Source organism: Brevibacillus centrosporus (genome assembly GCF_003710815.1).
GTDB classification, from domain to species: Bacteria; Bacillota; Bacilli; order Brevibacillales; family Brevibacillaceae; genus Brevibacillus; species Brevibacillus centrosporus.
The window spans coordinates 71,459-90,073 of sequence record NZ_RHHP01000007.1 but is presented as its reverse complement, the minus strand read 5'-3'; the positions used below and the strand labels follow the sequence as shown (position 1 = coordinate 90,073).

21 protein-coding genes are annotated in these 18,615 nt (G+C 52.3%); 11 read left to right on the top strand and 10 right to left on the bottom strand.

What is annotated here, in order from left to right; genetic code table 11:
• Positions 1–55: 55 nt before the first annotated feature.
• Positions 56–1,306 carry an MFS transporter gene (locus tag EDM55_RS08545; protein ID WP_122960092.1) on the top strand — a complete coding sequence of 417 codons (1,251 nt, stop codon included), beginning with the start codon at positions 56–58 and terminating at the stop codon, positions 1,304–1,306.
• A gap of 69 nt (positions 1,307–1,375) precedes the next feature.
• On the opposite strand, the gene EDM55_RS08540 is transcribed toward EDM55_RS08545, so the two are convergent.
• The 5 genes from EDM55_RS08540 to EDM55_RS08520 form a co-directional block, all read right to left on the bottom strand.
• The gene (locus EDM55_RS08540; protein WP_122960091.1) at positions 1,376–3,064 is read right to left on the bottom strand and encodes a methyl-accepting chemotaxis protein; all 1,689 of its coding nucleotides are present in this window, start codon (positions 3,062–3,064) and stop codon (positions 1,376–1,378) included.
• A 210-nt stretch (positions 3,065–3,274) separates the two neighbouring features.
• Positions 3,275–3,856 (bottom strand): ATP-dependent Clp endopeptidase proteolytic subunit ClpP, encoded by a 582-nt coding sequence (gene clpP / locus EDM55_RS08535; protein WP_092270714.1) that lies wholly within the window; start codon positions 3,854–3,856, stop codon positions 3,275–3,277.
• Between the two features lie 43 nt (positions 3,857–3,899).
• On the bottom strand, positions 3,900–4,163 hold the full coding sequence (locus EDM55_RS08530) for a hypothetical protein (protein WP_122960090.1): 264 nt from the start codon (positions 4,161–4,163) through the stop codon (positions 3,900–3,902).
• Positions 4,160–4,753: a winged helix-turn-helix domain-containing protein gene (locus EDM55_RS08525; RefSeq protein WP_092270708.1), complete on the bottom strand. Its 594-nt coding sequence runs from the start codon at positions 4,751–4,753 to the stop codon at positions 4,160–4,162. The genes EDM55_RS08530 and EDM55_RS08525 overlap by 4 nt, the downstream gene beginning before the upstream one ends.
• Before the next feature lie 162 nt (positions 4,754–4,915).
• Complete coding sequence (locus tag EDM55_RS08520; RefSeq protein WP_092270705.1) at positions 4,916–5,677, bottom strand: MBL fold metallo-hydrolase; 762 nt, start codon at positions 5,675–5,677, stop codon at positions 4,916–4,918.
• A 116-nt stretch (positions 5,678–5,793) separates the two neighbouring features.
• On the opposite strand from EDM55_RS08520, the gene EDM55_RS08515 reads away from it, so the two are divergent.
• From EDM55_RS08515 to EDM55_RS30850, 3 genes are all read left to right on the top strand, one after another.
• Positions 5,794–6,213, top strand: a complete 420-nt coding sequence (locus tag EDM55_RS08515; protein WP_092270702.1) for an Lrp/AsnC family transcriptional regulator — start codon at positions 5,794–5,796, stop codon at positions 6,211–6,213.
• Positions 6,214–6,340: 127 nt separating this feature from the next.
• Entirely contained in the window at positions 6,341–6,622 is a 282-nt protein-coding gene (locus EDM55_RS08510) for a hypothetical protein (protein ID WP_092270699.1), read from the top strand.
• A gap of 38 nt (positions 6,623–6,660) precedes the next feature.
• The gene (locus tag EDM55_RS30850) at positions 6,661–6,795 is read left to right on the top strand and encodes a hypothetical protein (RefSeq protein ID WP_258957775.1); all 135 of its coding nucleotides are present in this window, start codon (positions 6,661–6,663) and stop codon (positions 6,793–6,795) included.
• 68 nt (positions 6,796–6,863) lie between these two features.
• On the opposite strand, the gene EDM55_RS08505 is transcribed toward EDM55_RS30850, so the two are convergent.
• Positions 6,864–7,211, bottom strand: a complete 348-nt coding sequence (locus EDM55_RS08505; RefSeq protein WP_092270696.1) for a cupin domain-containing protein — start codon at positions 7,209–7,211, stop codon at positions 6,864–6,866.
• Positions 7,212–7,440: 229 nt separating this feature from the next.
• Between EDM55_RS08505 and EDM55_RS08500 the strand changes: the two genes are divergently transcribed.
• Complete coding sequence (locus tag EDM55_RS08500; protein WP_092270693.1) at positions 7,441–8,607, top strand: cation:proton antiporter; 1,167 nt, start codon at positions 7,441–7,443, stop codon at positions 8,605–8,607.
• Between the two features lie 98 nt (positions 8,608–8,705).
• Positions 8,706–9,842 (top strand): glycerate kinase, encoded by a 1,137-nt coding sequence (locus EDM55_RS08495; protein ID WP_122960089.1) that lies wholly within the window; start codon positions 8,706–8,708, stop codon positions 9,840–9,842.
• Positions 9,843–9,844: 2 nt separating this feature from the next.
• Here EDM55_RS08495 and rpmG read toward each other — a convergent pair whose 3' ends face one another.
• The 3 genes from rpmG to EDM55_RS08480 all read right to left on the bottom strand — a co-directional run bounded on the left by rpmG (position 9,845) and on the right by EDM55_RS08480 (position 12,416).
• A complete protein-coding gene (gene rpmG / locus EDM55_RS08490; RefSeq protein WP_092270687.1) occupies positions 9,845–9,994 on the bottom strand; it encodes a 50S ribosomal protein L33 in 150 nt (49 codons plus the stop codon).
• Between the two features lie 14 nt (positions 9,995–10,008).
• Positions 10,009–11,220 carry a GTP-binding protein gene (locus EDM55_RS08485; protein ID WP_122960088.1) on the bottom strand — a complete coding sequence of 404 codons (1,212 nt, stop codon included), beginning with the start codon at positions 11,218–11,220 and terminating at the stop codon, positions 10,009–10,011.
• A gap of 245 nt (positions 11,221–11,465) precedes the next feature.
• Positions 11,466–12,416 (bottom strand): YybI family spore inner coat protein, encoded by a 951-nt coding sequence (locus tag EDM55_RS08480; protein WP_122960087.1) that lies wholly within the window; start codon positions 12,414–12,416, stop codon positions 11,466–11,468.
• A 293-nt stretch (positions 12,417–12,709) separates the two neighbouring features.
• Here EDM55_RS08480 and EDM55_RS08475 point away from each other — a divergent pair, with 293 nt between their 5' ends.
• The 4 genes from EDM55_RS08475 (at position 12,710) to EDM55_RS31405 (ending at position 16,799) form a co-directional block, all read left to right on the top strand.
• On the top strand, positions 12,710–14,074 hold the full coding sequence (locus EDM55_RS08475; protein WP_122960086.1) for a VCBS repeat-containing protein: 1,365 nt from the start codon (positions 12,710–12,712) through the stop codon (positions 14,072–14,074).
• A gap of 48 nt (positions 14,075–14,122) precedes the next feature.
• Positions 14,123–14,830 carry a response regulator transcription factor gene (locus EDM55_RS08470; RefSeq protein ID WP_122960085.1) on the top strand — a complete coding sequence of 236 codons (708 nt, stop codon included), beginning with the start codon at positions 14,123–14,125 and terminating at the stop codon, positions 14,828–14,830.
• Positions 14,817–16,229, top strand: a complete 1,413-nt coding sequence (locus EDM55_RS08465; protein ID WP_092270671.1) for an ATP-binding protein — start codon at positions 14,817–14,819, stop codon at positions 16,227–16,229. The genes EDM55_RS08470 and EDM55_RS08465 overlap by 14 nt, the downstream gene beginning before the upstream one ends.
• Positions 16,230–16,502: 273 nt before the next feature.
• Entirely contained in the window at positions 16,503–16,799 is a 297-nt protein-coding gene (locus tag EDM55_RS31405; protein WP_122960084.1) for a GNAT family N-acetyltransferase, read from the top strand.
• A 162-nt stretch (positions 16,800–16,961) separates the two neighbouring features.
• Here the strand turns inward: EDM55_RS31405 and EDM55_RS08455 are convergent, their stop codons facing one another.
• On the bottom strand, positions 16,962–17,594 hold the full coding sequence (locus EDM55_RS08455) for a nitroreductase family protein (RefSeq protein ID WP_092270668.1): 633 nt from the start codon (positions 17,592–17,594) through the stop codon (positions 16,962–16,964).
• Positions 17,595–17,720: 126 nt separating this feature from the next.
• Here EDM55_RS08455 and EDM55_RS08450 point away from each other — a divergent pair, with 126 nt between their 5' ends.
• Entirely contained in the window at positions 17,721–18,476 is a 756-nt protein-coding gene (locus EDM55_RS08450; RefSeq protein ID WP_122960083.1) for an SDR family NAD(P)-dependent oxidoreductase, read from the top strand.
• The last annotated feature ends 139 nt before the right edge of the window (positions 18,477–18,615 follow it).

Sequence of the window (18,615 nt, the reverse complement as noted above, 5' to 3'; positions counted from 1 at the left end):
ACAATAAAAAGCATCGAAGCAGTTGACACCCTATACCTAAAAGGAGGCAAATGCTGTGTCTGCACCTGAAATACAGACTGGGACAACCCCCGAGGAAAAATCGGCCTCGCAGACGTCCATTTGGCGCAACCGACCGTTTCTCATCCTGTTTTTGACCTCTGCTTTCGTCACCTGTGGAGCAAAAGTCTACGAGCTTGCCCTGCCACTCATCCTGTACGATATGACACGCTCTCCCCTTACCATGACCACGATGAAGAGCATCGAGTTTTTGCCCAATCTGCTTTTGGCGATGTTCATCGGAGTCTGGGTAGACCGCTTCTCTAAAAAGCGTTGGTCTCAATGGATGGTGTTTGGTCAGATGGTGCTCCTGTTTCTCCTGTACGCGCTCGTCGAATCAGGACGAGCTGAGATTCTCCACTTTTACCTGGCCGGCTTCCTGCTCATGGCACTGAACTACGGCTACAGCAATGCCCGAGTCAGCATCATCAAGCAGGTGGTTCCCAAGCCACTGCTCACTACGGCCAATGCCCGCTTCTCCTTTTTGTTCACCTTGATCGACATCATGGGACCTGCCATCTCCGGCTTTATCCTGCTGCTTGCAAGCCTGCACAACGGTTTGCTGATTACCGGGACCGCCTACCTGGTCGCATTGATCGCCGTCTCGTTCCTCGAGCGGGAAAAAGAGCCTCTCATGACCGCTGCGAAAGGTACGTTTTGGCAGGACTTTCGCGCAGGGTGGCAGGAGCTTCTGTCCAATCGACCGCTGTGGATGATTACGATTCTTGTCATCTTTCTCAATGCGACATCGGGTGTGTACGACGCCATGCTCATCTTCTTCGCCAAAGACCATTTGCAGTTGAACAACTCCCAGCTAGGACTCGTTCTCTCGGTAGCAGGCGCAGGGGGACTCATCGGCAGTACGCTGGTCGCTCGCCTGCGCAAGCGGTTCCCGACTGGACGCATCCTGGGGGCGACGATTTTGCTGCTCGGTGTCGCTTACCTGCTCATGGCGCTCGCACAAAATGTATGGATGCTGTGCCTCTCTCTCTTCCTGTCGGGGATGATTGGAACGATTGAAAACATCTGCATATGGACGTTTCGCCAGGAAACCACTCCGACTCACCTGATTGGTCGCATCAGCGGAATTACTGGCTCTATCTTCAAGCTGGGGATGGTCTTCTCGATTTACGGCTCCGGCTGGGTGACGGTCTGGCAAGGTCCATGGGCGGCTTTCCTGGCTGCAGCGGTCGGCAACCTCCTGATCTTTCTCGTCTATCGCAGGCTGTCCCTGTGGAGGCTGGCTTAGGTATTGCTAAAAAGAAAGAGCCACAGACTGCCGTAAAATGGGTCTGTGGCTCGGTTGCTTTTCCGTTTTCTACGCCTTGAAACGTGCCATCAGCTTCTCCAGCTCTTCTGCCAGACTAGCCAATGACATAGCAGATGTATAAATTTCCTCCATCGACGCCAGCTGCTCTTCTGTCGCTGCCGAGACATCCAGCGTGCGCGATACGCCTTGCTGGGTGACTCTGGCAATCACCCGCATCGATTCCGCTACCTTTTCTGTGCTGTCCGTCAGCATGCGGGAAGCGGCGGAGACATCCTGCACCTCTGTCGTGACCCGGACGACCGCATCCCGAATATGTTCAAACGCATGACCTGCCTGCGTCACTCCATCCATGCACAGAGCCGTTTGCTCCGAGCTCTTCTCTACAGAAAGAATCGCTTCCTGGGTCTCCCTCTGAATGACTTCAATTAGCTGCGTGATTTTGCCAGCGGACGTCGAAGCCTGCTCGGCCAGCTTTCGCACCTCATCTGCCACGACCGCAAAGCCTCTGCCATGCTCACCGGCACGAGCCGCCTCAATCGCAGCATTCAACGCGAGCAGGTTCGTTTGCGCCGCGATGCCCGTAATTACGTCCACGATCTGGCCGATCTCCTCGGAGCGAGCACCCAACCCGCTGACCAGACGTGTCAGTCCTTCCATGGCTTCCCCCATACCATCCATCTGCGTAACGACGAGCTGAATGGCCTGATTTCCATCCGCAGCAAGATCCGAAGTGCGAATGGCGGTGGCGGATACGTTCTCGGCACGCACTGCGATCTGTCCGATCCCCGCAGCCATCCCTTCTACCTCGAGGTGACTGGCTTCCACATATTGCGCCTGATGCTCACTGCCTGCTGCCATCTCCTGCACCGTACCGGCGATCTGCTCGGTAGCCTTGCTCGTCTGCTCCGAGCTGGCCGTGAGCTGCTCGGCTGATGCCGCTACCTGTTCGGCGTGACTTCTCACTTGCAGAATAAGCTCTCGCAAATTGCGAATCATCCGGTTAAAGGAATCTGCCAGCTTCCCGATCTCATCCTTGGAGGTAACCGACAGCTCCTGCGTCAAATCGCCTTCTCCATCTGCAATGGCAGTAAGCTGCTTTTGAATCCGGTAAATAGGCAGTACGATGGAGCGGACGAGAAAGGCTCCAATTATGATTGCAAACACAATTCCTACAACGCTAAAGGATGATTGAATGATTTCCGAAGTAACGCGATTCGTTTCCAATCTGGCTTTTTCCGCTTCCTTATTGACGCTTACCTTCACAGTCAGTTGATCGATAATCTCGTCCAATTGCTTTCGCTCTTGTCTCTCGTCACCGAAGTGGAGGCGAATCGCTTCTTCCCGATCCCCTTTTGCATAGGCATCTACCGCTTTATTGCTCGCTTCCAAATAAGCGGTGAAGCGTTCCTGTAGCGGTTCTAAATCTTTCCCGTACTTCTGAATTGTATGCTGATCCGTGTTTATTTTATCAGCCAGGGCTCCGATTCTCTCCACTCTTTCTTGCATTTCCTTCGAGTACGAGGCATCTCCAGTCAAAAAATAGCCCCGCTCGTCGTTGTTGCGCCCTGTCATGACGAATTGTATTTCACGCAGCGAGGTGAGAAGCTCTCCCTCTTCGATCATCTCCGAGTAAGAGGCGGTGAGCATTTTGGTTTGAACGTACATATAAGTGCCTGAACTTAGCATGATAGCCAAAATAACACCAAACGCAATGATGAATTTGGTTCTGATTTTCATGATGAGCCTCCTTCTTTTGTTACAACCAGGAGCAATGTCGAAAACAGTCGAACCCCCACACTATCTGTTCCCCGTCCTCTATGCCCTCAAACTTCGCCGCAAGCAAAAAACCCCGCACTGCCATGCGGGGAATCCTCACTAGAACCACTCTTCTATTTCACACCAGATCGTGCCCGTTTCAATCCCTAACTCTTGCCGTAAGCTCTGGCTCTACAGCTTTTCGATGACCTTGTCGATCAGGCCGTATTCCAATGCTTCGGTCGCAGAGAGGAAGTAATCACGGTCTGCATCCTTTTCAATCTGCTCCACTGTCTTGCCAGAGCGCTCGGCAATAATGGAGTACAGCAAATGGCGGTGGCGCAAAATACGATCGGCCGCGATCTTGATGTCGCTCGCCTGTCCCTGGCTGCCACCCCAGGGCTGGTGAATCATCACTTCTGCATTCGGGAGAGCGTAGCGTTTGCCCGGCGCACCCGCTACCAGCAGCATAGCCCCCATAGAAGCGGCCATCCCTGTGCAAATCGTAGATACTTCTGGCTTCACGAAATTCATGGTGTCAATGATCGCCATCCCCGCCGTTACGGACCCGCCCGGCGAATTGATGTACAGATGAATGTCCTTTGTCGGGTCTTCCGCCGCCAGGAACAGCAGCTGTGCCACGACAGCATTGGCTACCTGATCATCGATGGCACTGCCGAGAAAAATGATCCGATCCTTCAGCAAACGGGAGTAGATATCATACGAACGCTCACCGTAACTGGTTTGCTCTACAACTACCGGAATAAGATTCATCCAAAACGCCTCCTTTTAATGACGGGATATTTGGTAATGGCTGCTAAGCGGCATTGTACATGCACATCGACTGCGGCGAAGCAGCCTGCACACTTTTGCGGTGAAAGCCGGAGGACACCTCTGTGACGATAGCCGGGCTCTCAGCAGGCCCTACTGTCCACGTCTTGACGGAAGCCTCCTGCTCCACAGCTGGGGGATTCCCTGCCCGAGACGGGAGCGAAATGACATTGCCCGATTGACGCTCCGGGCGGCTTTCCCAAACCACTACAGGTCTGGCCTTGCTTGGCGAAGTGGACTCTGCTCTCATGACTCTGTTCCTCCTTCTTTCGGATACACAGCGAGAATGACTTGATACGTCTCCTGCCCTTGTGCCTGTGTCTGATACTTTTTCACCAGCTGATTCACCAGCTGCACGTACTCCTCGACAAAGGCACTTCGCTGTTCTGCACTCGCCAAACGAATGCTGGCGTCGAGCGTCGCACTCGGTATCTGCTCTTCCTGATCGGAGCGTTCCATCAAAGCCAGGGCATCCCTTTTGATTCGCTCCGCTGTATTGACCAGATGCGACAAGGCTCCCTGATCCTTCATCTGCTGGACCGTATCACTCGCCCAGTTCAATGCTTCCGATAAAACATATGTCCGCGCGATGGCCAAATAGAGCACCTCAACCAGATTGCGCACCTGACGACTGCCGACTTTGCGCACCAGCCCGACCTTTTCCAGCGCTTTCAAATGATAGTTCACTCGCTGGGGAATTTCGTTGATCCCACGCGCTACCTCAGCAGCGGACGCTGGCTCCGTCAACCGGCTCAAAATCTCTGCTCGCAGCGGGTTCAACAGCGCCATCGCCTGTTCCGGTGATTCGACTACATACGTCTCCAACTGTTCATGCGCCACTAAAACACCTCATGACATTAATCATTTACGTAAAAATAGTTTATTACGTAGCTTTCCATTTGTCAAATGATGGATGAGCCTAACTTTCTTTTCAGTCATAAATAGAAAAAAGCCCCGCTTTTTACCGGAGCTTTCGTTCTTTCGATTTCACGCTTTCCCATTTCATCGGCGATATTCGATGGTCTCGCCGTTTTGCGGGATTTGCACGCGCTCGGCAAGCTTGTTTTCGCCCACGTACTCGCGAAGCTCGCTGCGACTGAGCAAGCAGTGATTCCACACTTCCATGTGTGCAACAAATACCTGGCTGCCAGGAGCAGTTTGCGCCACCTGCACGATGTCCTCTTTTGTCATCGTGATCGGATCTCCCACCAGGAACTGAGCAGCCCCGCCGAAAACTACAATGACATTCGGATCAAAGGTCGCGAGCGCCTGCTCCACCTCTTCGCACCAGATCGTATCCCCCGCGATATACAAAGTGGGCTCTTCCGCTGCCTGAAGCACAAAACCCGATACCGGTCCCATCTGCTTCCCAATTTCTCCTGTTCCATGATGTCCGCCTGTCCGATGGAAGCGAATGCCTTCCCACTCCAGTTCTTCCTGGACGACGATCACTTGCTCAAAGCCGTGCTCGGACAGCTTTTCTTTGTCAGGTGGCTGGCAGAACAGCGGCAAATTCTTCGGAAGCTGTTGGATCGCAGCTGGATCCAAGTGGTCCCCATGCGTATGCGTAACCACAATCGCATCCACCCCCTCCAGTACCTCCTGAACAGAGATAGGAAGCGCTGCTCCCGGATTGGGATGCTGATTTGGCGTATTGGCCACGGCTGGCAGCTCTCCTGGCGTGCTCAGCATCGGATCCACCAAAAGCGTGTGTCCTTTATAGGTAATTCGCAGGGTTGCATGACGCACGAGCTGAATGTGCATGTTCGATCTCTCCTTTGCCAGTTATACTAGTATCACTACTCTCATTGTAAAACGGACGTGGCTGATGCCGCGAAAGAAGAGGCATCCGTTCGCTTTCGCCGTGAAAGGAGATTGCCATGCTCGATCAAACAGACCTGTCTATTCTCGATTTGCTGCGTGAAAATAGCCGACTTCAGTGGAAAGACATCGGGGAGCGAGTCCATTTGAGCGGTCAGGCCGTTGGCAACCGCATCAGAAGGATGGAGGAGCAGGGAGTGATTCAAGGCTATACGACAAGGATCGATACCTCCAAAATACCAGCCGAGCCTTCGTTGACCGCGATTGTCTCGATGTTCATGAATACCAATGACCACCAATCCTTCATTCGCTTTGTGTCCACTCGGTCAGAAATTGCCGAAGCCTATCGGACAAGCGGTGAAGGCTGTTACTCCCTGATCGTGCGTGTCAGAGACCAGACTACTCTCACCGCTCTGCTGGATGAGCTGCTGCCTTTTGGCAATTACCGAATCAGCCTCTCCATCGGAAAAATCAAATAGGACAACGATTTCGACTGCACGCATTTTCCTCATTATTATGGGTTGCCTGATAATGTGAACAGGAGTAGAATGATGGTTACCAAGAACGCAGGTTCTTGCGTTGCCAACAGAAAGGAGGAGAATCGCCATGGAAGACTTTTTGTTCTTGCTTTCCCTGGAGGATTTCTTCGCCTTGCTCGCCCTTTTTGTGGGGTGCTTCACCTCGATATTTTACTTGAGAAGGTGTGCGTCTCCACGAAAGCCGGCTATTCAATGGCACCTAAGTGATGCTTATCAACCCAGCATTAATCCTGGTATGGTTGAAACCTATCCGATGGCGGCAAGGCAACCGCTGCGCAACCGATTAATCCGGCGCACGCAGCATGCAGATGGCGAACCTGATACATATGATCTCCTGATTTTTGGATAATCCGTTTGCTGGAATAGACCAAAAAGGAGGTAGATCTTATGATCGCCAAATACATCGGAGAAGCTTTATTATTTGCTGTTAGCCTGCCCATTTTTGCCTTCCAAACGGCAGAAAGCCTTCACGCTTTGGCAGACGCTTTTGTGCAAATGACCGATTTTATCAACATGAAGTAACGTAACGATGCTAAATAGCAAGCCTGCCCGTTTCATAGACGGCCAGGCTTTTTTGTTGCTCCTTTTTCTTACTCCTCGTTGATGCGGTCTCCCCGAGTCGTCGGTTGGGAAATGACAAGGAATTCCACCGCCCCCGCTCCTTCGTTCCGCATTTGATGGGACACTCCTGGAGGAACCTCTACGCCTTCCTGACTTCCGATGATATGACGAACACCCTCTACCTCCAGTACAGCCTGTCCGCTGAGCACAAAGAAAAACTGACGAGACCGCTCGTGAAAATGGCGCACCTCTGCCGTTTGACCGGGCATTCGCTCGTGGATGACACTCAGCTCCTGCCCTTTCACGAGATGCCAGCCATCACAGACGCCTCCCCAGATGTAGTGTTCTGCGTTTTCTTTGCTGATTTTGATCGACATTCCCTTCACTCCCATACACTTCCCAGTGAATTCCTGGCTAAATTGGTTTACGATTCGGTATCCTCATGGTAAAATAAGTGTAAGTCAACGAACAAGTTCATAAGTATAGAACACTGGTGGAGCCTGTCAACATAGGGTCCTTTTTGTCTTTTTTCGGAAGTCTGACAAAAGGGAGGCTATGTTTGCGGGCTCTTTTTGTTTTTTATTCGATACCAAAGGGGGAAATCACATGCTCATTCTACAGCTCGCCGTGATTCTGATCGCTTCCAAAGTAGCGGGAGATATCAGTGTTCGCCTAGGTCAGCCTTCTGTTCTCGGAAAGCTCTTGGTCGGGATTGTTCTGGGGCCAAGCGTGCTCGGCTTCGTGACCCATACGGAAATAATTTCAGAGCTCAGCCAAATCGGTGTGATCTTGCTTATGTTCATCGCTGGTCTGGAAACGGACGTCCATGAGTTCAAGCGGACCGGAAAAGCCTCTACTTCTGTCGGCGTCATGGGAATTGTGGTTCCACTGGCTCTGGGATATGGGGCTGGACTCGCGATGGGACTCTCGTCGATTGAATCGGTCTTTCTGGGGCTGTTGCTCTCTGCTACCAGCGTGAGCATCTCGGTACAAACGCTCAAGGAATTGGGCAAGCTTAGCTCCAAGGAGGGCTCGACGATCATGGGCGCTGCCGTCATCGATGACGTTCTGGTCATTCTGGCATTGGCGTTTCTCATGAGCTTTACAGGCGGCGATATCAATCTGGGGATGGTGATCCTGAAAAAAATCGCATTCTTTGCGATTATTATTCTGGTGTCATGGAAAGTGGTTCCGTGGGCACTCAGCAAGTTTGCCGCACTGAAAGTCACGCAATCCGTCATGTCAGCCGGCTTGATCATCTGCTTTCTGTTTGCCTACTTTGCGGAGTACACAGGGGTAGCTGCCATTATCGGCGCCTATATCGCCGGTGTGGCGATTGGTCTTACAAACTTCCGGGATGAAATCACGCACAAAGTGGAGACGATCGGCTACTCCTTGTTTGTCCCCATCTTCTTTACCTCTGTGGGAATCACAGCCCAATTTGACGGAATCGGGGAAAATCTATGGTTGATCGTCTCCCTCAGTATTCTCGCCATCGCCTCCAAGCTGTTCGGAGGGGCTGTTGGCGCCAAGCTGACGGGCTTTCCATGGCGTAACTCGATTGCGATCGGATCTGCGATGGTCTCTCGCGGGGAGGTTGCCCTGATCATCGCAGCTATCGGGCTGGAAAATCAGCTGCTCACCCAAGACATGTTTGCTGTGCTGATCGTGGTTGTCCTCGTGACAACCGTTGTAACGCCTCCCATGATGAAGTTCTTCTTTTCCGAGAAAGGGAGCCGCCATGATTCTCTGGCCTTGAAAAAGAACGCGTAAAAACAAATCACGCCCTCGCTGCACCTGCTATTCAAGCGGTTCAGTCGGAGGGCGTTTTTCCATTATAATGAAGGGGAGAAATAAGGAGGTCGGTCGTCATGAAAATCGTCATTGCCCCTGATTCCTTTAAAGGAAGTCTCACTGCGCTAGAGGTCGCAAAGTCCATCGCCCTTGGGGTACGCAAAGCCATGCCCGCTAGCGAGATCGTGATCAAGCCGATGGCGGATGGTGGAGAAGGTACCCTGCAATGCCTGGTAGATGCGACAGGCGGCAAGCTGCTGTATTCTCCTGTAAAAAATCCGCTTGGCCGCGACATTACTGCCCCGCTCGGTATTCTCGGGGATGGCGTCACCTGCGTGATTGAGCTGGCAGCAGCAGCTGGTCTTTATCTCATCAACGAAGAGGAGAGAAATCCGCTGCATACCACGACCTACGGGTTTGGGCAGCTGATCCGCGCAGGGCTTGATCTGGGCTGCCGCCGCTTTATTCTCGGCATCGGTGGCAGTGCGACCAACGACGGAGGGGCAGGCATGCTGCAAGCCCTCGGCTTTCAACTGCTCGACCAGCTGGATCAAGCTATTGCTTTTGGAGGTGGGGCGCTCGCCAGGCTTAAACGACTGGACAACAGTCAAGCCGACCCGCGCCTCAACGAATGTCAGTTCATCGTCGCCTGTGACGTCACCAATCCGTTTGTGGGTCCGAATGGTGCGTCTCACGTTTTTGGCCCACAAAAAGGAGCCACACCAGAAATGGTGGCCCAACTCGATGACAGTCTGCGCCGCTTTGCCGACCTGATCTACCAGACAGAAGGAATCGCGATTCACGACTTGCCAGGAACGGGTGCAGCGGGTGGAGTAGCAGGTGCCTTGCTCGCCTTTTTGGGAGGCCAGCTGCAGTCAGGCATCCAGATTGTGCTCGAGACGACTGGACTTCCGGATGCCTTGACGGGCGCAGACCTCGTCATAACCGGTGAAGGTCAGGTCGATTATCAAACCGCTCAAGGGAAAACGCCCACCGGAGTTGCACGGCTCGCCAAACAATCCGGTATCCCCTGTCTCGTACTGGCAGGCTCAGTTGGAAAAGGCATAGAAGCGCTCTATCAGGAAGGCGTCACCGCCGTTTTTTGTATCGCCAATAAACCTATGACGCTCGAGCAGTCTATGCGGCAGGCGCCTGAGCTTTTGGCCCAAACCGCCGAGCAGGCCATTCGCCTTTTTTCCCATCGAAGGCTTTAGTGCTACTTGGTTTCCCGGTGTAGGGTGTATTTTTTCAAGCGTGGAGAGTACTTTTTCAGCTCCAGCCGCTCGGGATGGGTGCGTTTGTTTTTCGTTGTGATATAGTTGCGGTCCCCCGTCTCTGTGCATTGCAAGGTAATATTGACTCTCATCTGTTATCTCCTCCTCAGGAAGTCATTGTCTCTACGACGGTGTCAGCCGTAGGCAACGGATCCGGAAGCAGCGACCAATCAGCCGCGAACTCCTCGTCGGTCAACAGGCACATCTGCAATTGGTCCTCGATCTGCTCCCGGTTCAAGTCGATGCCGATAAAGACAAGCTCATTGGTTCGATCTCCATGCTCGGGATCCCATCCTGCTTGCCACTCTGGATCTTCGGCGAGCAGAATTTGTCTTTCTGCTTCCGGTAGCGCTGCTGTCCAAAGCCCGGCAACTCCCACCTCGATCGAAGGCCCAGCCTGACTCAGCGTCATGGCCACATCATTGCGTGTCGCCAGCCAAAAGAAGCCCTTTGCCCGGACGACTTCTTCCGACCATTGGGTGAGCCATTTCCCAAAGCGTTCGGGATGCAAGGGGCGTCTTGCACGAAAGACAAAAGAGGAAATCCCGTACTCATCAGTCTCTGGTGTATGCTCCTCTTTTTGCAGCTCGGCAATCCAGCCCGCCGACTGACTGGCACGTTCAAAATCAAACAGGCCTGTATTCAAAATTTCGTGTGGCTCTACCTGTCCCCGTTTGGAGCGAATCAGCCGGGCGTTCGGCTGCAGCTTGCGCAGAACTCCTTCCAGCTTCTGCAGATCCTCTGGGTCAACCAGATCGCATTTGTTCAGGATGAGGACATCGCAAAACTCGATTTGGCTGATCAGCAGATCGACCACTTCGCGGGTGTCTTCCTCCCCTACGGCCTGCTCTCTGTCCAGTAGACTTTCTCCCGAGGAAAAGTCATGCCAGAAGCGATACGCATCCACGACTGTTACCATCGTATCCAAGCGGCAGTGGGCAGAGAGATTGATTCCGTTTTCCTCGTCCAGATAGGTAAAGGTCTGTGCAACAGGCACTGGCTCACCGATGCCAGTCGATTCGATCAGTATGTAATCGTATCGCCCTTCCAAAGCCAGCCGCTCGACTTCTGTCAGCAAATCCTCTCGCAGTGTGCAGCAGATGCATCCGTTGGACATTTCCACTACCTTTTCCTCCACTCGAGAGATCCCCCCTCCTTGTGAAACGAGAGCACCATCTACATTTACCTCACTTAAATCGTTAACAATAACGGCTACTCGCAGCCCATCGCGATTGTTCAACACATGATTGAGCAGGGTTGTCTTGCCCGCTCCCAAATAGCCACTCAAGACCGTAACGGGTATCCGTTTGTCTGTCATTCTTTTATTCGCTCCTTGAGAGTTTTTTAAATCGTAACAATTACGATTTGTTGATTATCCTACACCCACTCGGATGAGGATGTCAAGATAAAACGTAACAATTACGATTTAATCACTTTTTTATCGCTTAGCGAAACGCCAAAAGGCAGGTTTGGCTATTCTTTCTGGCATAAAAACAAAAAGCCCCTTCTTCACATCGTGAAAAAGGAGCTTTCCTTCCTTCCGGAGATCTTGGTTCTTTTGAATTACTTCCCTTTATTCATCGCAACCGCTTCCCCGTAAGCACCGATGACGGGCTGGTAAACGCTTCGTGCGTTCAGCTGCGCCTGGTCTACGATTGCCGCAGGTCGATTGTCCTTCCAGGTCAACAGGCTGTAAGTATCCCCCGTTGCATTTGGCATGGTTACCAGGATGTCTTTGATTCCATCCGGATTGCCATGCGCGATCGCGAGCTTTGGCAGATGGCCGCTGTCCCGTTGACCTACGGAAATGAAGGTTTGCTGGTTGGACTCCCCTTCACGTACAACGACGCGAAGATGATCTGCTCGCAGGTTCATGGCGCTGCCCATTTTATCTCCAATCAAGAAGATGTGGTCCTTCACACCATCCCCTGTCACATCCGCGTACTTGGTGTCCAGTACATAGGTAATGTCTTTCCCCATGCTGAAGCCGCTGTTGACATCTACCTCCGTGGACGGCAAGTTGTCCCAGTCCGCCTTTTGTACGGAAACGCTGAGCAGCTGCGGCTTTTGATCCACGACGTTCCAGACGCTGGTCGCAACAGCGATGCGGTCTTCCCCGTTTACGCCCCAAATGATTTGCTGACCTTTCCAGCGCAGATTGCCATTGGCATCATAGTACGGGATCAGCTGGGCCAGCTTTTGCGAGAAACCGTTCATTTTCTTTGCCAGCTTGCCGTTTCCTTGGTACACTCCTTGTCGTACATATGTCGCTTTATTGGCAGACACATCAAAGGTACTGACTGCTTTTGTCAAACCGTTCGTCACATTGACCTTGAAGCCATCCACAAATTGAATCTGAAATGGAATGTTCGTCTGAGGCGGCAATAGGACAACGGATGCAAAAGACTGCGTGTTGATTGCTTTCGCTTGAACCGGATCAGCCCCCAGGCCCGCGCCAAAGAGAATTGCGCCGCTGCATGCGACAGCCACCAAAGATTTATACCATGCTTTCATACTATCGTCCTCCTTCTACCGGGTTCTTTTGTCTATTTCCAAATCGTTACACCCATGTATACCCTTCCCTTTCGTATTCTTAACGAGTGGGATAAGCCAAATGTTGCAAGTAATATTTTCCTGTTTTCTTCGTTCTTTTTTATCAGATGAGCAGATGCTGGCTTTCCTCTAAAAACGGATACTTCTTAGCACATAAGTCTCACAGGGGTTTTTTAACCGGTTTGCAACAACTTTATGAGTCTGTCAGGCTACAATAGAGTCAATCGACCTAAGAGCAGAAAGGAATCTTCCTCATGAAAAAGGCATGGCTATACGCTGCCACAATCACCTACACACTTCTGAGTGGATGCGGTCTAACCGATACGCCTAACGAATTGATGCGGGCACCTTCCGCAGATGGTGACCAGCAATCGATCAATCAGGCGGTAATGCAGTTTTTGCCGCCCGGCTCTCAATTGACTGTACCCCTGCATCCTGACGAGTCTAGTGCCGTTTCGCTGCAGGATTTGAACGGAGATGGCTCCCCAGAGGTCACTGCCTTTTACAAGTCGGAAAAAACCGACTATGAAATCGGCGTATTGATCCTCTCCCAAAAGCAAGGCAGCTGGTCAAAGGTAGCCACCTATACAGGCATTGGGAGCGAGCTTGATTACGTTCAATTTTTGGACATGACGGGAGACCACATCCCTGAAATGCTGATCGGTTTTGGCGGAGGTGACGATCTGAACAAAGAGCTTTCTGTCTTCTCCCTCGCAGAAGGGAACCTGAAGGAGCTGTTGAAGCAGACGTATTCCGTCTTGGCCGTTGGCGATTTGACGGGAGACGATCAGGCGGAGCTCGCTCTCGTGATCCATGACCACAACAATCTGACTTCCCAGGCGCAAATCTACGGGGTGTCCCATGACAAACTCGACAAGATCGCAGAGCTCGCCCTCGATGGCGGGGTAAATGGCTATGAACAGGCATTGATCGGGAAAGCCTCCGAGAAGCAGAACGGATTGTTCGTGGAAGCAGGGCTTGGTGCGCATTCGGCTTCGACCGATCTCTTGCTGCTGGAGAACGGGCAGCTGCGCAATCCGCTGGCAAAAGTCGAGGGACAGATGGATTTGACGTTCAAGCCCTATCCGTTGTACAGCGAGGACATCAATGGCGATGGAATCATCGAGATCGGCGTAAGTACGCAGCCAAAAGGCACGGACGATCTGCCTATGGTGGCCATCCCGTGGATATCGTCTTATTACCGTTGGGATGGGGCTTTTGGCTTGACTCACGTCGAAGACCATTACCAAAATTACGGAAATGCCATCGATTTTCGCATTCCAAAAAAATGGGGCGATCGATATACGATCGAAATCGGGCAAGAGTCCGATTCTCCCATCATTCACCTGCTCTATTTTGACGAGGAAACGAAGGCAAAAGCGGAGCTGCTTGCTCTGCATACGATCCCGCAAAAGTCCTGGAGCCAGGTCGAGGACCAGCTCAAACAAAAGCATGCTCCTTATGTCTTACTGAAAGAAGAGGGAAAGCAGGTACTCGTAGCGATTTCCCCTCAGGGAACGCCAGATCTGGACTCCGCCTCCTTGCAGAAGTACAAGGCGATGCTACTGACACAGGATGAGATCCGTCAGCTTTACCGCCCGTTGCGGATTCCCCTTTAATCGAGGAGCGACAATCGTCACAAGCTATACAGGAAAGGAGCGAACACGATGAAAGTGCTGCTGCTGGAAGATGAAAAGTCCATTCGCGATTTTGTCCGCATCAACCTGAAGCGGGAAGGCTTTGAAGTCGTGGAGGCAACGACTGGGGAAGAAGCACTGGAGCTTGCGGACAGCCAACAGAATTTGGAGATCGCGATCCTGGATGTCATGCTGCCGGGCATGGACGGCTTCGAGGTATGCGGTCTGCTGCGAAAAAAATATCCTCGCCTCGGGATCATCATGCTGACCGCGAAAAGCCAGGAGCTCGATAAAGTAATGGGCTTGGAATTCGGGGCCGACGACTACGTAAGCAAGCCGTTCAGTCCGGCAGAGCTGTTGGCGCGTGTAAAAGCGCTGCACCGCCGGCTAACCCCTATCGAGGCTCCTGTTGAAAAAAATGAAATCGACATTCATCCCTTTACGTTGCTTTTGGATGAACGGAAGCTGATCAAAAAGGATCAGGAAATCGTCCTGACCCCCAAAGAGTTTGCGATTATCAAGCTGCTGGCGGAGAATGCGAACAAAGCGATCAGCCGCGACGAAATTCTGACTGCCGTATGGGGTCAATTCTTCGTCGGCGACTTGAAAATCGTCGATGTCAACATTCGCCGCATCCGCCAAAAAATCGAATACGATCCCGCCCACCCCGCCTTCCTGGAGACGGTATGGGGCTATGGCTACCTATGGCGAAAGGACGTTACCGATGAAGGGAATTAGGACCCGGCTGATTGTTTATTTCGGCCTGATCCTGCTCTTGATCGTTCTGGTGCTGGAAGGGTTGTTTTATTGGGCCGTGCACACCTACTACTTCGGCACAGCTACCGAAGCGTTGGTGACCCGCTCCACGACTTATACCAATTTTATCAACAAGTACGCTACCGGCTATCGCCTCAAAGACAAGGCGCGCTACATTTTGGAGAACGCCTCGAACGAAGAGTACGCAAAAATCGAAGTGCTCGATGTAAGTGGAAAGGTCATTTTGAATTCATATGGTTTTCAAACAGGAGAAATCATTGATACACCTGATGTTTCCGATGCTCTGAGGGGCTTGACAGGGATTCATGTGGGGAAAAGCCCGCAGACTCGCGAACGCGTCATCGCAGTGTCCACGCCGCTTACCTTCCAAGGGGAATATGCCGGGGTCCTGCGCTATACGATTTCAGCCGAGCCGCTATATCACGCCGTCAACCAGATTGCTTTGTACGGAGCGGGTGTCGGAGCGGGCGTGGTGTTCTTTGCCTTTGCCCTCAGCCTGATCATCGCCAAGCGTATCGTGGACCCGATCGAGGACCTGACCAAAGCCGCGATCCAAATGGCAAAAGGAAACTACTCGGCTCGTGCCGCCAAACGCTACGACGATGAGGTAGGCACGCTCGCTGAGACATTTAACTACATGGCAGCGGAGATCGGGAAAAATGAAAAGCTGAAAAACGACTTTATCTCCTCCGTTTCCCATGAGCTGCGCACCCCGCTGACGTCCATCAAAGGCTGGGGCGAAACGCTGATCTCGGGAGGGCTGGAGGAGCCTGAAGAGACGATGCTCGGGCTGGAGGTCATCTCCAAGGAAACGGACCGCCTGATCGGAATCGTGGAGGAGCTGCTCGACTTCTCCAAGTTTCAATCTGGGGAAATGAAGCTGTCATTGGAGCGCATGGATCTGCGGGAGGTATTAGACGACGTTCACCTGCAATTCGCGATTCGCTCCCAGGAAAAACAGGTAGCGCTCCAGCTGGAGATTCCCCCTGCTCCCCTCGCGATCATGGGCGATTTCAACCGTCTCAAGCAGGTGTTTGTCAATTTGCTCGACAACGCCTTCAAATTTACCCCCCGCGACGGCATCATCACGGTTACCGCCACGGAAACCGGCGGCAGACTGATGATCTCCGTTGGGGATACCGGCGAGGGCATCGATGCAGACGACCTCCCTCATATTACCGGGAAGTTTTACAAGGGTCGATCCAAGCAGTCCGGAAGTGGACTGGGACTAGCCATCTGCAAGGAAATCGTCGAGCTGCATCGTGGGCGGTTGTACGTCAACAGCACGCTCGGAGAAGGAACTACGATCACAGTCGAGCTCCCAGCAGCCAAGACCATAAACATAGCGACAAAAGGGTAGGAAGAGCCGCGACTATCCCTGCCTACACCTTGCTCTGTACCCGACGCGCGATCGCAGTCACAAGCTTGCGCGGCGCCAAGCGGACGGAGAAGGTAATCAGGCGATTTTTCCAACCCGGAATGACCAGCGACCTAGCGTTGCGAATGCGTATTTACACGTATGGTAGAAAATGGGGCTTGCTTGCGTGCTACCCTCTAGACACTCCTTTTATTACCAGTTATCTTTTAGTGAAAGCATAAATGAATCGGTCAAATCGGGAGGGATTCGCATGGAATGGCAGACCTTTACCCGCGCTGTGGATGTGCTGGAAAAAGGCCAAAGCTTCATGGAACAGCGGGCATCACTTCATCCTTGCTGGCAGCGGTGTCCAGGCTCAAAAAGCCGCTGAGCAGGCGCAAAAATGGCTACGCGTCCACATGCGTCGCTATACTCAGTCAACAGCTTTTGGATGCGGGCTACCAGTTCTGCTCCCTTTACACCGATCTCGCCAATCCGACCTCAAACCGGATCTATCAGGCGATTGGCTATCGGCCAATTCAAGACTCAGTCGTGCTCAGGTTTGATCGTTGAATCTCGTTTACATAAAAAAACCTCTTTCGAGGACTTTTCAAAGAGGAGCGATCGCGTTTTAGCGGTAGGTTTTTATGCGCTCCGGAATTCATAAGCCTATCGCTTATAAATTCCTATACGTTGAAAAAGGGAACGCTAACGTTAGCGCTCCCTTTGCTTGCTTTAGAAACTGTTTTCAATAACCAGCTGGTCCAGTCCGAGGCGATCTGTTGGATGTGCTTGCACGGCGGCTTTCCCGATGGTGAGCATTAGCGATGGGATATAACGGGACGGGATGTTCAAGGCTTCTACGAGCTTCGCTTTGTCGTAGCCTCCCATTGGGCAAGTGTCATAGCCTTTCGCTTTGGCAGCCAGCATCAACTGCATAGCAGCGTAGGAGGAATTGCGGATCGCTTCATCGCGTGCCATTTCCGGATTGTTTTTATACGCATTCTCGACTTGGGAAATCATCGTATCGCGAACTTGCTGAGAAACCAGGCCCTTTGCCAGCGCTTGGTCGTACACGACAGTCGCAGCCTTGTCTGCTTCCAGATCTCCCAGTATGATGATAGTAGCATAGGCATCTATGACTTGCTGCTGGTTGTACGCGATTGGTAGCAGCTTTTGCTTGATAGCCGGATCGGTTACGACCAGAAAGCGCCAGTGCTGCAGGTTCCATGAGGATGGCGCGCTAGCTGCCAGACGCAGGATTTCGTTCAATTCCCCTTGAGGGATCGCTACATTCGGGTCGTATTTACGTACGCTATGTCTTGCTTCCATCGCCTGTTCGGCTGTTAATTTCTGATCTGTTTGCATGTGAGGGCCTCCTTTTGTTTCACACAGTTGATTCATAATACGAACATTACTTACTTTATTATAGTTAGGTATTTTTCGCAACTATATTTTTCAATCTCACTTTTCTATTGTTAGGAGGACAATAACATGACATTCATGGATAACATTGTCATCGTCACAGGTGCCGGAAACGGGATTGGACGTGCCGTAGCCACCTTGTACGCTGCCAATGGCGCGCATGTCATCATCGCCGAACGAAACCGAGAAGCTGGAGAGGCTGTCGCCCAAGCCATCCAAGCCTCCACGGCTACTACTGGTTCTGCCACGTTCCACCAAACAGATGTCAGCCAGCCACACGAAATCGAACAGCTGATGGACATGGTCGACGCGCGCTGGGGTCGATTGGACGTGCTGATCAACAACGCCGGGCTGTCCACTTGGGAATCCCCTTACGAGCTCCCTGTAGAAGCGTGGGATCATATCCTCAACACCAACCTGCGCAGCGTCTTTCTCGGCTCGCGGGAGGCAGCCAAAATCATGAAAAGACAGGGCAAAGGAGCCATTGTCAACCTGTCCTCTTCGCGTGCGCACATGTCTGAGCCCAATAGCGAAGCGTACGCAGCCTCCAAAGGCGGGATTCTCGCCTTGACGCATGCACTCGCTGTTTCCCTCGGTCCTGACGGTATCCGGGTCAATGCAATTTCTCCAGGCTGGATCGAAAATGGCGACTACTCCGCTCTGCGTCCCGAGGATCATGCCCAGCATCCAGCAGGGCGTGTCGGTGTACCCGATGACATTGCCCGCGCCTGCCTATTTTTGACCCAGAAGGACAACGATTTTATTACGGGCACAGAGCTGATCGTCGATGGCGGCATGACGAGAAAGATGATTTACCTGCCATAAGCTAAACCAATGCCCCTCCTTTTGAATACCTTGGTAGTAACCAGAGACAAAGGAGGAGTCCCATGCCATTTGAAGAGGAAGACCTCAGACTGCTCGCTCTATGGCTGCTTGCCATCGGGTATCTGATTCTTGCCTTTAC

Bases quoted from the DNA above. Each gene is read 5' to 3' on its own strand.
- EDM55_RS08540 (WP_122960091.1), bottom strand. From the start codon at position 3,064: ATGAAAATCAGAACCAAATTCATCATTGCGTTTGGTGTTATTTTGGCT.
- clpP (WP_092270714.1), bottom strand. From the start codon at position 3,856: ATGAATCTTATTCCGGTAGTTGTAGAGCAAACCAGTTACGGTGAGCGT.
- EDM55_RS08530 (WP_122960090.1), bottom strand. From the start codon at position 4,163: ATGAGAGCAGAGTCCACTTCGCCAAGCAAGGCCAGACCTGTAGTGGTT.
- EDM55_RS08520 (WP_092270705.1), bottom strand. From the start codon at position 5,677: ATGCACATTCAGCTCGTGCGTCATGCAACCCTGCGAATTACCTATAAA.
- EDM55_RS08515 (WP_092270702.1), top strand. From the start codon at position 5,794: ATGCTCGATCAAACAGACCTGTCTATTCTCGATTTGCTGCGTGAAAAT.
- EDM55_RS08510 (WP_092270699.1), top strand. From the start codon at position 6,341: ATGGAAGACTTTTTGTTCTTGCTTTCCCTGGAGGATTTCTTCGCCTTG.
- EDM55_RS30850 (WP_258957775.1), top strand. From the start codon at position 6,661: ATGATCGCCAAATACATCGGAGAAGCTTTATTATTTGCTGTTAGCCTG.
- EDM55_RS08505 (WP_092270696.1), bottom strand. From the start codon at position 7,211: ATGTCGATCAAAATCAGCAAAGAAAACGCAGAACACTACATCTGGGGA.
- EDM55_RS08500 (WP_092270693.1), top strand. From the start codon at position 7,441: ATGCTCATTCTACAGCTCGCCGTGATTCTGATCGCTTCCAAAGTAGCG.
- EDM55_RS08495 (WP_122960089.1), top strand. From the start codon at position 8,706: ATGAAAATCGTCATTGCCCCTGATTCCTTTAAAGGAAGTCTCACTGCG.
- rpmG (WP_092270687.1), bottom strand. From the start codon at position 9,994: ATGAGAGTCAATATTACCTTGCAATGCACAGAGACGGGGGACCGCAAC.
- EDM55_RS08485 (WP_122960088.1), bottom strand. From the start codon at position 11,220: ATGACAGACAAACGGATACCCGTTACGGTCTTGAGTGGCTATTTGGGA.
- EDM55_RS08480 (WP_122960087.1), bottom strand. From the start codon at position 12,416: ATGAAAGCATGGTATAAATCTTTGGTGGCTGTCGCATGCAGCGGCGCA.
- EDM55_RS08475 (WP_122960086.1), top strand. From the start codon at position 12,710: ATGAAAAAGGCATGGCTATACGCTGCCACAATCACCTACACACTTCTG.
- EDM55_RS08470 (WP_122960085.1), top strand. From the start codon at position 14,123: ATGAAAGTGCTGCTGCTGGAAGATGAAAAGTCCATTCGCGATTTTGTC.
- EDM55_RS08465 (WP_092270671.1), top strand. From the start codon at position 14,817: ATGAAGGGAATTAGGACCCGGCTGATTGTTTATTTCGGCCTGATCCTG.
- EDM55_RS31405 (WP_122960084.1), top strand. From the start codon at position 16,503: ATGGCAGACCTTTACCCGCGCTGTGGATGTGCTGGAAAAAGGCCAAAG.
- EDM55_RS08455 (WP_092270668.1), bottom strand. From the start codon at position 17,594: ATGCAAACAGATCAGAAATTAACAGCCGAACAGGCGATGGAAGCAAGA.
- EDM55_RS08450 (WP_122960083.1), top strand. From the start codon at position 17,721: ATGACATTCATGGATAACATTGTCATCGTCACAGGTGCCGGAAACGGG.